Here is a 13,818-nt window from a genome sequence, read left to right on the forward strand (position 1 = left end):
ACGTGCCGCGGGCCTGTTGTCTCAAAGCCCAATAGCGTGTCTGGCAGCCCCACGCCGGCGCCAACCCCCAAGAGGGTCGATCCCGTACCGGACGTGGACTTCGTTTGCATTACAGCGATATGCACCCAACCCGGCGCCACTACAGCACACGGGTTCCTCACGGCACGCACCCCACCAATTGGAGTGCTTCACGTGGTGCTCCTTAGAAAGGAGGTGATCCAGCCGCACCTTCCGGTACGGCTACCTTGTTACGACTTCGTCCCAATCGCCGATCCCACCTTCGACGGCTCCCTCCCAAAGGGTTAGGCCACCGGCTTCGGGTGTTACCGACTTTCATGACGTGACGGGCGGTGTGTACAAGGCCCGGGAACGTATTCACCGCAGCGTTGCTGATCTGCGATTACTAGCGACTCCGACTTCACGGGGTCGAGTTGCAGACCCCGATCCGAACTGAGACCGGCTTTGAAAGGATTCGCTCCACCTCACGGCATCGCAGCCCTTTGTACCGGCCATTGTAGCATGTGTGAAGCCCTGGACATAAGGGGCATGATGACTTGACGTCATCCCCACCTTCCTCCGAGTTGACCCCGGCAGTCTCTCACGAGTCCCCACCATGACGTGCTGGCAACATGAGACAAGGGTTGCGCTCGTTGCGGGACTTAACCCAACATCTCACGACACGAGCTGACGACAGCCATGCACCACCTGCACACAGGCCACAAGGGAACGCCTATCTCTAGACGCGTCCTGTGCATGTCAAACCCAGGTAAGGTTCTTCGCGTTGCATCGAATTAATCCACATGCTCCGCCGCTTGTGCGGGCCCCCGTCAATTCCTTTGAGTTTTAGCCTTGCGGCCGTACTCCCCAGGCGGGGTACTTAATGCGTTAGCTACGGCACGGATCCCAAGGAAGGAAACCCACACCTAGTACCCACCGTTTACGGCGTGGACTACCAGGGTATCTAATCCTGTTCGCTCCCCACGCTTTCGCTCCTCAGCGTCAGTTACTGCCCAGAGACCCGCCTTCGCCACCGGTGTTCCTCCTGATATCTGCGCATTCCACCGCTACACCAGGAATTCCAGTCTCCCCTGCAGTACTCCAGTCTGCCCGTATCGCCCGCACGCCCACAGTTAAGCTGTGAGTTTTCACGAACAACGCGACAAACCACCTACGAGCTCTTTACGCCCAGTAATTCCGGACAACGCTCGCACCCTACGTATTACCGCGGCTGCTGGCACGTAGTTGGCCGGTGCTTCTTCTGCACATACCGTCACTTGCGCTTCGTCTGTGCTGAAAGGGGTTTACAACCCGAAGGCCGTCATCCCCCACGCGGCGTCGCTGCATCAGGCTTGCGCCCATTGTGCAATATTCCCCACTGCTGCCTCCCGTAGGAGTCTGGGCCGTATCTCAGTCCCAGTGTGGCCGGACACCCTCTCAGGCCGGCTACCCGTCGTCGCCTTGGTAGGCCATCACCCCACCAACAAGCTGATAGGCCGCGGGCCCATCCCACACCGCAAAAACTTTCCACCACAACCCATGCAGGCCGTAGTCCTATCCGGTATTAGACCCAGTTTCCCAGGCTTATCCCAAAGTGCAGGGCAGATCACCCACGTGTTACTCACCCGTTCGCCACTCGAGTACCCCGAAGGGCCTTTCCGTTCGACTTGCATGTGTTAAGCACGCCGCCAGCGTTCGTCCTGAGCCAGGATCAAACTCTCCAAACAAAAACAACCCAGCCACAGCCAGGTGGAATTCGAATCAGAAAAACGATCCAAACAAAAAGACACCAAAACTGGCATCAACAACCACACCCCGACAAACGGGAAAAACACGAGGCATGGCCAAACAACAAACAAAAACCACCAAACACACTATTGAGTTCTCAAACAACACACCCTGTTTCCAGGCAACCCCGCCAGCCTACAACATCCGGTTCAGCGGGGTCAAGCCCCGGCTCCGTTCCGGAGAGGTCCGGGCCGCTGGGCTTGAAGAGAACTTTACATGGAAATGTCCAGCACGCCAAAACGCCTGCTAGACGGCAAGATTCGTGCTACGGAACGCGCTCGATCTCCGCGCCCAGGGCCACCAGGTTCTCCACGAACAACGGGTAGCCGCGATCGATGTGGAAGACGTCGTGCACCTCGGTGTCCCCGTCGGCCACCAGACCGGCCAGCACCAGGCCGGCGCCGGCACGGATGTCCGACGCCCACACCGGCGCACTCGACAGCTGCGGCAGACCCCGCACCACCGCGTGGTGGCCGTCGGTCCGCGCGTCGGCGCCGAGGCGGATCATCTCCTCGACGAACCGGAACCTCGCCTCGAACACGTTCTCGGTGATCATCGACGTCCCGTCGGCGATGCACGCGAGGCCGATGGCCATCGGCTGCAGATCGGTCGGGAACCCGGGGAACGGCAGCGTCGCGACGTTCACGGCCTTGGGTCGCTCGTACTGCACGATCCGGAAACCGTCGTCGCTCTGGGTGACGGTGGCGCCGGCGTCGTGCAGCTTGTGCAACACCAGCTGCAGGTGCTGCGGATCGACGCCGGTCACCGAGATGTCGCCGCGCGTCATGGCCGCGGCGATCCCCCACGTCGCCGCCACGATCCGGTCACCGATCACCCGGTGCTCCGTCGGATGCAGCCGGTCCACCCCGGTGATCACCATCGTGTGCGAGCCCGCGCCGGTGATCTGGGCGCCCATCTGGTTGAGCATCTCGCACAGGTCGACGACGTCGGGTTCGCGCGCCGCGTTGTGAATGGTCGTGACGCCGTCGGCGAGGACGGCCGCCATCAGGATGTTCTCGGTCGCCCCCACCGAAGGGAACTCGAGCTGGATCTCCGCGCCATGGAGGCGGTCGGCCTCGGCGACGACGCAGCCGTGCTCGATGTTGCAGGTGGCACCGAGCTGGCGGAGGCCCGCCTGGTGCATGTCGAGCGGCCGCGACCCGATCGCGTCGCCACCGGGCAGCGCGACCTTCGCCTTCTTGCAGCGCCCGACCAGCGGGCCGAGCACGCACACCGACGCGCGGAACTGCCGCACCGCGGCGAAGTCCGCGTCGTACTTCAGTTCGTCCGGCGAGGTGATCGTCACGGTGGAGCCGTCGAGTTCGACGGTGGCGCCGAGGCCGCGCAGGACCTCCGCCATCAAGGGCACGTCGAGGATGTCGGGGCAGTTCGTGATGGTGCTGACGCCTTCGGCCAGCAGCGCCGCCGCCATCAGCTTCAGGACGCTGTTCTTCGCACCCCCGACGCTGACTTCGCCCGACAACCGGTGCCCACCGGTCACCACGAATCGCTCGCTCACGCGGGTCAGTTTAGGCCAGCCGACGTCCCACCGAGGACCACCGGCGACTCCCCGAGGAGGCCGTCGACGGTACCGTTCGACCATGGCAGTGCACCTGACCCGCATCTACACCCGCACCGGAGACGACGGCACCACCGGACTCAGCGACTTCAGCCGGGTGTCGAAGAACGACGCCCGCCTCGAGGCCTACGCCGACTGCGACGAAGCCAACGCGGCGATCGGCGTCGCCGTCTCCGTTGGACAGCCCGACGATCGGATCCTGCGGGTGCTGCGCCAGATCCAGAACGATTTGTTCGACGCGGGCGCCGATCTCTCCACCCCCGTGGTGGAGAACCCCGAGTACCCGCCGCTGCGGGTGAAACAGGAGTACGTCGACCGCCTCGAGCGCTGGTGCGACGAGTTCAACGAGGGCCTGCCGGCGCTCGACTCGTTCATCCTGCCCGGCGGCACCGCCTTGTCGGCCCACCTGCACGTCGCCCGCACCGTCACCCGCCGCGCCGAGCGCAGCGCCTGGCGAGCGATCGAGCAGCACGGCGACGCGGTCAACGTGCTTCCGGCGAAGTACCTCAATCGGCTGTCGGATCTGCTGTTCATCCTGTCGCGGGTGGCCAACCCGGACGGCGACGTGCTGTGGCAGCCCGGCGGCCCGTCCAACCCCGACTAGGTGGTCGGCCGCCGGCGCGCCCGCGGTGACGGCCGCGACTCCAGCCAGGACGTGAAGGCCGTCAGCGCGCCGCGATCCAGCGCGATCTCGTAACCGCGCTGTTTGTCCGGTGCGGTGTCGCGCAACTCGAGGACCACGATCTCGCGGGTCATGATGTCGAACTCGTCGCCGCGCGGCGCGCGCCGCGACACCACCTCGAGACCGCGCCGCGGCAGCCTGCGGTCCGGCCACCAACGGATGCTGGACAGCCGGTAGAACCCGGCTTCGCCGCCGCGGTACCGCATTACGCCGTGGCGCCAGCCGTGTCCGCCGACGGCGGGCATGTCACGCAAGATCGCCGCGGTGCCGCCCACCTGCCGGAGTTTCCACAAGCGGTACGACAGCGCGGCGACTGCCAGGAACAGCACACCGACGAGCGCGACCATGAGGAACATGGACGCGCTCATCGGCCGCTAGTCGAGTTGGCCGAGCGCGCGCAGGCGGGCTCTACCCCACGCTGCAGTGCGCTCGTCGTCGGACTCGGAGTCCTGCTTGGCCTCGTCGGCGTTGATCTCGTCCTCGAACTGCGCGTTCTCGACCAGGATCCGGACGGCCTCGTCGGTCACCGACAGGAAGCCCCCGTCGACCGCGATCCGCAGATCGTCCTCGCCCTCGCGCTCGACGCGCACCATCGCGTCGTCGACGAGCTGCGCCACCAACGGGATGTGCCGCGGCAGGATGCCGATCTCGCCGGCGGTCGTGCGGGTGAAGACGAACGTCGCGTCACCCGACCACAGCTCGCGCTCCACGGCGACGATCTCCACATGGATCTCGGCCACGTCACACCGCCTTTCGCGCGTTGATCACCAGGATCACAGCTTGGCGCCGAGGCTCTCGGCCTTCTTCGCCAGGTCGTCGAGACCACCGATGAGGAAGAACGCCTGCTCGGGCAGGTGGTCGAAGTCGCCCTTGGTGAGCTTGTCGAACGCCTCGATCGTCTCCTTGAGCGGCACCGTCGAACCCGGCTGGCCGGTGAACTGCTCGGCCGCCATCATGTTCTGGCTCAGGAAGCGCTCGATGCGACGGGCGCGCTGCACCAGCTGCTTGTCCTCCTCGGCGAGTTCGTCGATGCCGAGGATGGCGATGATGTCCTGCAGGTCCTTGTAGCGCTGCAGGATGCGGATGACCTCCTGGGCGACGCGGTAGTGCTCGTCACCGACGACCGCGGGGTCGAGGATGGTCGAGCTCGACGCCAGCGGGTCCACCGCCGGGAAGATGCCCTTCGAGAACACCGAACGGGACAGCTCCGTCGTCGCGTCGAGGTGCGCGAAGGTGGTGGCCGGCGCGGGGTCGGTGTAGTCGTCGGCGGGCACGTACACGGCCTGCATCGAGGTGATCGACTTGCCGCGAGTCGAGGTGATGCGCTCCTGCAGCTCGCCCATCTCGTCGGCCAGGGTCGGCTGGTAGCCCACCGCGGACGGCATGCGGCCGAGCAGCGTCGAGACCTCGGAACCGGCCTGCGTGAACCGGAAGATGTTGTCGATGAACAGCAGCACGTCCTGGCCCTGCTCGTCGCGGAAGAACTCCGCCATCGTCAGCGCGGACAGCGCGACGCGCATGCGGGTGCCCGGCGGCTCGTCCATCTGACCGAACACCAGGGCGGTGTCCTTGAGCACGTTGGCGTCGGCGAGCTCGACCCAGAGGTCGTTGCCCTCGCGGGTGCGCTCACCCACGCCGGCGAAAACCGACGTACCACCGAAGTTGCGGGCGATGCGGTTGATCATCTCCTGGATGAGCACCGTCTTGCCCACGCCGGCACCGCCGAACAGGGCGATCTTGCCGCCGCGGACGTACGGGGTCAGCAGGTCGACGACCTTGAGGCCGGTCTCCAGCATCTCGGTGCGGGGCTCGAGGTCGGCGAAGGCCGGCGGCTTGCGGTGGATCGACCAGTGGTCGAAGTCCTCGCCGTAACCGGGCTCGTCGAGGCAGTCGCCGAGCGCGTTGAACACGTGGCCCTTGACGCCGTCGCCGACGGGCACCGAGATCGACCGACCGGTGTCGGACACCTCGACGCCGCGCACCAGGCCGTCGGTGGGCTGCATGGAGATGGTGCGGACCAGGTTGTCACCCAGGTGCTGGGCGACCTCCAGGGTCAGCGTCTTGGCCAGCTCGCCGTAGGTGATCTCGGCGTGCAGGGCGTTGAACAGGTCGGGCACGGAGCCGCGCGGGAACTCCACGTCGACGACCGGGCCCGTGATGCGGACGACGCGTCCGGCGGTCTTTTCTGCGGTAGCAGTCATTCTTCTCTTCGCTTCCTACGGGGCGTGGGTCTGGGTTCGGGGGTCGCTATTTCGCGTCCGCCAACGCGTTGGCGCCGCCGACGATCTCGCTGATTTCCTGGGTGATCTGCGCCTGACGCTCGCGGTTGGCCTCCAGCGTCAACGCCTTGATCAGGTCGTCGGCGTTGTCGGTCGCGGACTTCATGGCACGACGGCGCGACGCGGATTCCGACGCGGCCGCCTCCAGCAGCGCGGCGTACACCCGGGTGGCGACGTAGCGCGGGAGCAGTGCGTCGAACAACGCTTCGGCGTTCGGCTCGAACGAGAACAGCGTCTGCGGGCCGTCGTCGTCGGACCGCTCCTCGCCGACGTACTCGACGACCATCGGCGCAATGCGACGGGCCACCGCCGACTGCGACAGCATCGACCGGAACTCGGTGAAGACGATGTGCAGTTCATCGACGCCGAGGATGCCGTCGGCGCCGGCGTCGTCACCCTCGTCGTCGGCGCCGGACAGGAACGACGTCACCAACGTCTCGGCGATCTCTCGCGCGTTCTCGTAGGTGGGCCGCTCGGAGAAGCCGGTCCACGACTCGACCACGTCGCGCTGCCGGAAGCTGAAGTAGCCGAGCGCCTTCCGCCCCACGACGTAGAGCACCGGATCCTTGCCCTCCTCGCGCAGCAGGGAGAACAGCTCTTCGGACTGCCGCAGCACGTTGGCGTTGTAGGCACCGCACAGACCGCGATCCGACGAGACCACCAGCACGGCAGCGCGCTTCGGGTTCTCCCGCTGCACCAGCAGCGGGTGATCGAGCGCGCTGGCACCCGCCAGCTCGGTGAGCATGTTGGTGATCTCGGTCGAATAGGGCCGAGCCGCTTCGACTCGGGCCTGCGCCTTGGCGATTCGCGACGTGGCGATCAGTTCCTGTGCCTTCGTGATCTTCTTGATCGACCCGGCGGAACGGATGCGGCCACGCAGCTCGCGCAGTGTTGCAGCCATCTAGCTCTCCAGACCCCTTCTGGTCCTACTTCTTCGGCGCCGACTTGCGGACCTTGACGGATTCCTTCTCGACGTCCTCTTCGTCCATCGCCTCGGCCTCCGCCTCGTTCACCACCACCGAGCTGCCATCGCTGGCCGAGAAGCCCTTCTTGAACTCGTTGATGACGTTCGTCAGCTTCTCCTCGTTGTCCTCGGAGAGCTTCTTGGACTCGCGGATGTCCTTGAGGATCTCGTCGTGGGAGCCACGCACGTGCTCGAGCACCTCCTGCTCGAAGCGCGAGACGTCCTCGACCGGCACCGAGTCCAGGTGGCCCTTGGTGCCGAGGAAGATCGCGACGACCTGGTCCTCGACCGAGTACGGCGTGTACTGCGGCTGCTTGAGCAGCTCGACCAGCCGCGCACCGCGGTCCAGCTGGGCCTTCGACGCGGCATCGAGGTCCGAGGCGAACGCGGCGAACGACTCCAGCTCGCGGTACTGCGACAGCTCCAGGCGCAGCGAGCCCGCGACCTCCTTCATCGCCTTGATCTGCGCCGCGCCACCCACGCGCGACACCGAGACACCGACGTTGATGGCCGGCCGGACGCCCTGGTTGAACAGGTCGGACTCCAGGAAGCACTGGCCGTCGGTGATGGAGATGACGTTGGTCGGGATGAACGCCGAGATGTCGTTGGCCTTGGTCTCGATGATCGGCAGACCCGTCATCGACCCACCGCCCAGCTCGTCGGACAGCTTCGCGCAACGCTCCAGCAGGCGGGAGTGCAGATAGAAGACGTCACCGGGGAACGCTTCGCGGCCCGGCGGGCGGCGCAGCAGCAGCGAGATCGCGCGGTAGGCGTCGGCCTGCTTGGACAGGTCGTCGAACACGATCAGGACGTGCTTGCCGTCGTACATCCAGTGCTGGCCGATGGCCGAACCGGTGTAGGGCGCCAGCCACTTGAAGCCGGCGGCGTCGGAGGCGGGGGCCGCGACGATGGTCGTGTACTCCATCGCGCCGCCCTCTTCGAGGGCCCGCTTCACCGAGGCGATCGTGGTGCCCTTCTGGCCGATCGCGACGTACACGCAGCGCACCTGCTGCTTGGGGTCGCCGGTCGCCCAAGCCTCGCGCTGGTTGAGGATGGTGTCCACCGCGACGGCCGTCTTGCCCGTCTTGCGGTCGCCGATGATCAGCTGACGCTGCCCGCGGCCGATCGGGGTCTGGCTGTCGATGGCCTTGATGCCGGTCTGCAGCGGCTCGCCGACGCCCTGGCGCTGCACCACCGACGGCGCCTGGAGCTCCAGCGCGCGACGCTGGTCGGACTGGATGTCGCCCTGACCGTCGATCGGCTGACCGAGCGGGTTCACGACGCGGCCCAGGAAGGCGTCGCCGACCGGCACGGACAGGACCTCGCCGGTGCGCTTGACCTGCTGGCCCTCTTCGATCTTGCCGAACTCGCCCAGGATCACGGCGCCGACGCTGTGCTCGTCGAGGTTGAGCGCCACACCGAGCACGCCGCCGGGGAACTCGAGGAGTTCCTGCGTCATGACCGAGGGCAGGCCCTCGACGTGGGCGATGCCGTCTCCGGCGTCGACGACGGTACCGATCTCTTCGCGCTCGGTGTCGGCGCTGAACGAGGATACGTAGTCCTCCAGGGCGCCTTCGATGTCAGCAGCGGAGATTGTCAACTCTGCCATGGTTTCTCGTCTTCCTCGTGTAACGGGTGGTCTGTGCGGTGGAGCCGGGTCAGTCCGGCAGCTGGGTACGTGCGGCAGCCAGGCGGGAGGCGATCGAACCGTCGATGACCTCGTCGCCGACCTCGATCGACAGGCCACCGAGCAGGTCGGGGTCGACGTCGAGTTGCACCGAGACCGACCGGCCGTAGATGCGGGACAGCACCTCGGTCAGGCGATTGCGCTGCTCGTCGGACAGTTCGGCCGCCGCACCCACGTGCGCCACGACCTCGTCGCGCCGCGCGACGGCGAGTTCGGCCAGGTCGACCACGGCCTCGTCGGCACGCTCGCCGCGCAGCAGGCGCACGGTCTGTGCCAGCAGGGCCCTGGTGGTGTCGTTGACGCCGTCACCGCCGAGCACCCGGTTGAGCAGCTCGATCCGGCCGTCGGCCGGTGCGGTGTAGTCACTGAGCGCCGCGCTCAGCCGGGGCTCGGAGTCGAGCACGCGGCCGAACCGGAACAGCTGTTCTTCGACGGCGTCCACCTCGTCGGCCACGTCCGCCCGCTTGAGCAGCGCCAGCCGGGCGGTGTGCTCGATCGCACCGACCAGGTCCTCGGCCGCCGACCAGCGCTGAGACGCCGCGGTGCGCAGCACCCCGATCGTCGTGTCGCCGATCTTGCCGCCGAACAGCCGGTCGACCAGCGCCACCTTGGCGGTCGAGTCGTCGCTCGGACGGGCGAGGTGCCGGGCCAGCATCGGCTGGTCGTTGAGCACCGTCGTCACCGACGCCAACTCGTCGGCCAGCGTGGTGAGCGCGTCGGCGTCCAAAGAGCCGACCGCGCCGTCGAATTCATCGGACAGGGTGGCCAGCGACGCGCGGCTGGTCGCCCGCAGGCGGGCCGAGGCGCCGGTCTCGATGGTGACGCTGGACGGCGCCATCTGGTCGAGTTCGTCGAGGAAGCGGTCGACCGTGGCCGACCGCGCCTGCGGGTCGGACACGTGCGAGCGAACCAGCTCGTCGGCCTTCCCCACGGCCTCTTCGCCGAGACCACTGCGCAGCTGTCGGATGAGCTGCTGGCGCATCAGCTGAATCTGCTGCGCACCTTGGCTCTTGATGCGCTCGGCCTCGACGCCTGCCTGCTCCCGAAGCTGAGCGGCGATCCGCTCCGAATCGTGCTTGGCCTCGTCCTTGACCCGCTCGGACTCCGCCTTGGCGTCCTCGAGGGCCTTCGCGTGCATCGCGTCGGCGTCGGCGAGCTTGCGGCTCGCCTCCTCGCTCTCGGCCAGTGCGGTACGGATGGCCTCCTGCTGCTTGGCCATCAGGTTGCGCACGGGCGGCACCACGAATCGCACGATGATGAACACGATCACCGCGAAACCGATGAGCTGCCCGATGAATGTCGACATCTACTGGCTCCCGCCTGATTTCACGTCAACGCCGAGGATCCGGCTGGCCAGCCTCGCCGACAGTCCGTCGACCGAGGTCTCGAGTTCGGTCCGCGCCGCCGACCCCTGCTGACCCAACTGGTCGTCGGCAGCCCGAAGCGTCTCGGCGACTTCGCCGTTGGCCTCGGCGCGCTTGTCGTCGACCACCTTGCGGCCCGCGGTGCGGGCCTCGTCGCGGATCGACGACGCTTCACTGCGCGCCCCGGCCATGGTCTTGTCGTAGTCCGCCTGCGCGGCGGCGACCTGCTCGGCCGACTTGCGGTTGTCCGCAGCGGTCTTGGCCAGCATGGCCTCCCGCTCCGCGAGGACCTTGCTGACCGGCGGCACGACCCACTTCGCGATGACACCGAGCGTGATCAGGAAGATCAGGAGCACGGCGAAGAAGGTTCCGTTGGGCAGCAGGAAGTTGCTGGTTCCCCCGCCCTCTTCCTCGGCGGCGAGGATCGTTGCGGTCAGTTCACCCATGTCGCTGGATTAGCCGACCGGGGTGGCGAAGACGAACAGCGCCATGAACGCCAGGTTGATGAAGTACGCGGCTTCCACCAGACCGACGGTGATGAAGAACGGGGTGAACAGCCGGCCCTGCGCCTCGGGCTGACGGGCGATGCCGGAGATCAGGGCGTTACCGGCGATGCCGTCACCGATACCGGCGCCGATGGCGCCACCCGCCATGATGAGTCCACCGCCGATGAGTGCGCCGGCTGCGATAGTGGGGTCCATTTCCTATCCTCCTTGATAACTGGTAGCGGTTTCTACCAGGGGTTGTACGTCGGAATCGTCGTGGTGCACGGGTGTACTAGTGGCCGTCCTCGTGGTCCAGCTCCATCGACTGGCTGAAGTACAGGATCGTCAGCAGCGCGAAGATGAAGGCCTGGATCAGACCGACGAAGAGGTCGAACGTCTTCCAGATGGCGTTGGGCGCCCACTGGATGTACCACGGGAACATCGCGATCAGGGCGACCAGGATGCCACCGGCGAAGATGTTGCCGAAGAGTCGCAGTGCCAGCGAGATCGGCTTGGCGAGTTCCTCGACGATGTTGATCGGCGCGAGGAACGCGACGTGTCCCTTCACCACCTTGATGGGGTGGCCGATGATGCCGCGGCGCCAGATGCCCGCCGCGTGGTAGCAGACGAACACGAACAGGGCGAGCGCGAGCACGAAGTTGATGTCGGATGCCGGCGCCTTGTACAGCTCGGCCGCCGCGCCGTCGGCGCCGCCGTACTGCAGCGGGAAGACGGCCAGCCAGTTGGAGATCAGGATGAAGACGAAGATCGTCACCGCCAGCGGCAGCACGAACGGGGCGATCCGCATGCCGATCGAGCCCTCGATCTGCTGCCGCATCTGGATGGTCAGCGCCTCCCAGAACAGCTGCACGCCACCGGGGACGCCGGTCGAGGTGACCTTCGACTTCAGGAAGAAGGCGAGTCCGATCACGATGGCCGCGGTGATGGCCGTGGCGAGGATGGTGTCGCCGTTGAACGTCAGCCCGAACAGTTCGAACACCAGCGTGTGGTGGCCGACGTGGATGGGGGCGCCCCCCTCCTCCGCGGCGAGAACGATCTGGTTCATCGTGTCAGTCATCACCCTTCGATTCCGTGTCCGTGGCCGCCACGTCGAGCCCTTCGCCGCGGATCTTGCGCAGGACCGGGATGCTGGTGCTCATCACCAGCAGTGCCTGGAAGATCGCCAGCCCGAAGAGCACCGCGAGGCCGCCGTGCGCCTTGAAGACGAAGGCGACCGTCAACCCGATCGCCGTGATCACCAGCAGGCGCGTCGCCGAGTTGAGCGCCATCTTCTTCTTGAGGGGGTGGTCCTCGGCGGTGATCGACTCGACCGCGCGACGGACCAGCAATGCATTGATCAGACCGAGACCGAGGCCGACGCCGAAGAAGACGCCCCACAGCGGCTGGCCGCCGAACCAGAATGCAGCGACCGCGAGTGCCGTCAGCGCGAGGCAGACGATCAACAACCGGACCGGCCGGAAGGCCACCGCGGGGAACACCAAGGGCGCGTCCTGCGCTGGCGTCGTCATCGCGTCACCTCGAATCCCGCTTTCACGGAAGCTGTCCCCTTTGACATGAAAATGATCCGGTGCCGTGCCCGACGAGAGTATCGGAGGGCGACTGGCGCGCTGGAATCACCCAAGGGGTAGCTCCCTTTGTCGGTCGTGAGTCGGCTCCGAACGGTCCTGTCGAACCGCTGGGCCGGGCCGGCAACCCGCGAGGTCTTTCGGGTTCTGCCAGTAACGTACCACAAGGTAGACAGCCGAAAAACGGCCCTACTACCAATCGTCGTAATTCGTCCCGTCGACCTAGTCTGCGAAGTCGCTGGGAACCTCTCCCCCGCGTTTGAGCAGCGGGATGAGCGTGACGACGATGGCCACGACGATCGCGGCGAGCATCACCGCGCCGGTGTAGCGCGGGTCGAAGAAGATCGTGCTCGCGGCGCCCAGGGCGACGATGCCAACCCACAGGTAGATGAGCAGCACCACGCGCCGGTGCGAGTGGCCGATCTGCAGCAACCGGTGGTGCAGGTGCATCTTGTCCGGGCTGAAGGGGCTGCGGCCGGCGCGCGTGCGCCGCACGATCGCCAGCAACATGTCGAGCGCCGGCACGAACATCACCGCGACGACGAGCAGGAACGGTGACAGCAGGGCGAACACGTCGCGGGCGCCGTAGGCGTTCTGCGAGATCGGTCCGGCCGCCGTCGTCGACGCCGCGGCGAGCATCAGACCGATCAGCATCGACCCGGAGTCGCCCATGAAGATGCGGGCGCGGTGGAAGTTGTGCGGCAGGAAACCCAGGCAGGCGCCGGCCAGGACCACCGAGATCACCGCGGGCGGGTAGAACAGCACGTCGCCGCCGTGATCGCGCAGCAGGCCGATGGAGAAGATGCAGATGGCGGCGGCCGTGATCAGCCCGAGGCCGGCGGCCAGCCCGTCGAGCCCGTCGACGAAGTTCATGGCGTTGACGATGGAGACCGTGAGCGCCAGGGTCAGCAGGATGGAGGTCACCTGGTCGAGCACGATGGTGCCGACCCCGCCGATCGGGATGTAGAGCACGCTCCACGCGACGCCCATGGTGACGAGCACGCTCGCGGCGGTGATCTGCCCGGCGAACTTGGTGAGCGCGTCGAGGCCCCAGCGGTCGTCGATGAGGCCGATCGCCATGATGAGCCCACCCGCGACGACGACGGCGGGCATCCCGGAGGAGTACACGAACCCCCGGGTCAGGGCGGGTAGCTGGGAGGCCAGCAGCACGGCGGCGACCACGCCGACGTACATGGCCAGGCCACCCATGCGCGGGGTCGGCTGCAGGTGGACGTCGCGTTCGCGCGGGTAGGCGACGGCACCCCACCGGGTCGCCAGCGCGCGCACCCAGCCGGTCGCGAAGTAGGTGATGATCGCGGCGGTCAGGCCCACCAGCGCCAGTTCGCGCAGCGGGACGCCCGCACCGCGTTCCGACAGCGCGAGCAGGTCCTCCACGCGACGAACCGT

13 protein-coding genes and 1 rRNA gene are annotated in these 13,818 nt (G+C 66.6%); 1 reads left to right on the plus strand and 13 read right to left on the minus strand.

The genetic code is table 11. The annotated features are described in order from the left end of the window. Positions 1-206 precede the first annotated feature (206 nt). Together FZ046_RS25105 and murA are read right to left on the minus strand one after the other, a co-directional pair. Positions 207-1,724, minus strand: a 16S ribosomal RNA gene (locus tag FZ046_RS25105). Positions 1,725-2,050: 326 nt separating this feature from the next. Further along, entirely contained in the window at positions 2,051-3,304 is a 1,254-nt protein-coding gene (gene murA / locus FZ046_RS25110; protein ID WP_070355972.1) for a UDP-N-acetylglucosamine 1-carboxyvinyltransferase, read from the minus strand. Between the two features lie 82 nt (positions 3,305-3,386). On the opposite strand from murA, the gene FZ046_RS25115 reads away from it, so the two are divergent. Then, entirely contained in the window at positions 3,387-3,968 is a 582-nt protein-coding gene (locus FZ046_RS25115) for a cob(I)yrinic acid a,c-diamide adenosyltransferase (protein WP_070355971.1), read from the plus strand. On the opposite strand, the gene FZ046_RS25120 is transcribed toward FZ046_RS25115, so the two are convergent. The 11 genes from FZ046_RS25120 to FZ046_RS25170 form a co-directional block, all read right to left on the minus strand. After that, on the minus strand, positions 3,965-4,414 hold the full coding sequence (locus FZ046_RS25120; protein WP_070355970.1) for a DUF2550 domain-containing protein: 450 nt from the start codon (positions 4,412-4,414) through the stop codon (positions 3,965-3,967). The genes FZ046_RS25115 and FZ046_RS25120 overlap by 4 nt on opposite strands. 6 nt (positions 4,415-4,420) lie before the next feature. Then, positions 4,421-4,786 carry a F0F1 ATP synthase subunit epsilon gene (locus FZ046_RS25125; RefSeq protein ID WP_070355969.1) on the minus strand — a complete coding sequence of 122 codons (366 nt, stop codon included), beginning with the start codon at positions 4,784-4,786 and terminating at the stop codon, positions 4,421-4,423. A 33-nt stretch (positions 4,787-4,819) separates the two neighbouring features. Beyond that, complete coding sequence (gene atpD / locus FZ046_RS25130; RefSeq protein ID WP_070355968.1) at positions 4,820-6,247, minus strand: F0F1 ATP synthase subunit beta; 1,428 nt, start codon at positions 6,245-6,247, stop codon at positions 4,820-4,822. A 46-nt stretch (positions 6,248-6,293) separates the two neighbouring features. Beyond that, complete coding sequence (locus FZ046_RS25135) at positions 6,294-7,226, minus strand: F0F1 ATP synthase subunit gamma (protein WP_070355967.1); 933 nt, start codon at positions 7,224-7,226, stop codon at positions 6,294-6,296. 25 nt (positions 7,227-7,251) lie between these two features. After that, positions 7,252-8,898, minus strand: a complete 1,647-nt coding sequence (gene atpA, locus FZ046_RS25140) for a F0F1 ATP synthase subunit alpha (RefSeq protein WP_070355966.1) — start codon at positions 8,896-8,898, stop codon at positions 7,252-7,254. 49 nt (positions 8,899-8,947) lie between these two features. Further along, the gene (locus tag FZ046_RS25145; protein ID WP_070355965.1) at positions 8,948-10,282 is read right to left on the minus strand and encodes a F0F1 ATP synthase subunit B/delta; all 1,335 of its coding nucleotides are present in this window, start codon (positions 10,280-10,282) and stop codon (positions 8,948-8,950) included. After that, entirely contained in the window at positions 10,283-10,786 is a 504-nt protein-coding gene (locus FZ046_RS25150; protein WP_070355964.1) for a F0F1 ATP synthase subunit B, read from the minus strand. 9 nt (positions 10,787-10,795) lie between these two features. Next, positions 10,796-11,041, minus strand: a complete 246-nt coding sequence (locus FZ046_RS25155; RefSeq protein WP_011893196.1) for a F0F1 ATP synthase subunit C — start codon at positions 11,039-11,041, stop codon at positions 10,796-10,798. Between the two features lie 76 nt (positions 11,042-11,117). Further along, positions 11,118-11,891: a F0F1 ATP synthase subunit A gene (gene atpB, locus FZ046_RS25160; protein WP_176749664.1), complete on the minus strand. Its 774-nt coding sequence runs from the start codon at positions 11,889-11,891 to the stop codon at positions 11,118-11,120. Between the two features lie 4 nt (positions 11,892-11,895). Beyond that, on the minus strand, positions 11,896-12,354 hold the full coding sequence (locus FZ046_RS25165; RefSeq protein ID WP_070355963.1) for an ATP synthase subunit I: 459 nt from the start codon (positions 12,352-12,354) through the stop codon (positions 11,896-11,898). Between the two features lie 279 nt (positions 12,355-12,633). Further along, positions 12,634-13,806: a glycosyltransferase family 4 protein gene (locus FZ046_RS25170; RefSeq protein WP_246182858.1), complete on the minus strand. Its 1,173-nt coding sequence runs from the start codon at positions 13,804-13,806 to the stop codon at positions 12,634-12,636. Positions 13,807-13,818: the final 12 nt, after the last annotated feature.

It is taken from the genome of Mycolicibacterium grossiae, from assembly GCF_008329645.1.
GTDB lineage: Bacteria > Actinomycetota > Actinomycetes > Mycobacteriales > Mycobacteriaceae > Mycobacterium > Mycobacterium grossiae.

Excerpts from the sequence above, each read along its gene's own strand:
- atpA (WP_070355966.1), bottom strand. The coding sequence starts at position 8,898 with ATGGCAGAGTTGACAATCTCCGCTGCTGACATCGAAGGCGCCCTGGAG.
- FZ046_RS25165 (WP_070355963.1), bottom strand. The coding sequence starts at position 12,354 with ATGACGACGCCAGCGCAGGACGCGCCCTTGGTGTTCCCCGCGGTGGCC.
- FZ046_RS25155 (WP_011893196.1), bottom strand. The coding sequence starts at position 11,041 with ATGGACCCCACTATCGCAGCCGGCGCACTCATCGGCGGTGGACTCATC.
- FZ046_RS25120 (WP_070355970.1), bottom strand. The coding sequence starts at position 4,414 with ATGAGCGCGTCCATGTTCCTCATGGTCGCGCTCGTCGGTGTGCTGTTC.
- FZ046_RS25150 (WP_070355964.1), bottom strand. The coding sequence starts at position 10,786 with ATGGGTGAACTGACCGCAACGATCCTCGCCGCCGAGGAAGAGGGCGGG.
- FZ046_RS25145 (WP_070355965.1), bottom strand. The coding sequence starts at position 10,282 with ATGTCGACATTCATCGGGCAGCTCATCGGTTTCGCGGTGATCGTGTTC.
- atpB (WP_176749664.1), bottom strand. The coding sequence starts at position 11,891 with ATGAACCAGATCGTTCTCGCCGCGGAGGAGGGGGGCGCCCCCATCCAC.
- FZ046_RS25115 (WP_070355971.1), top strand. The coding sequence starts at position 3,387 with ATGGCAGTGCACCTGACCCGCATCTACACCCGCACCGGAGACGACGGC.
- atpD (WP_070355968.1), bottom strand. The coding sequence starts at position 6,247 with ATGACTGCTACCGCAGAAAAGACCGCCGGACGCGTCGTCCGCATCACG.
- FZ046_RS25135 (WP_070355967.1), bottom strand. The coding sequence starts at position 7,226 with ATGGCTGCAACACTGCGCGAGCTGCGTGGCCGCATCCGTTCCGCCGGG.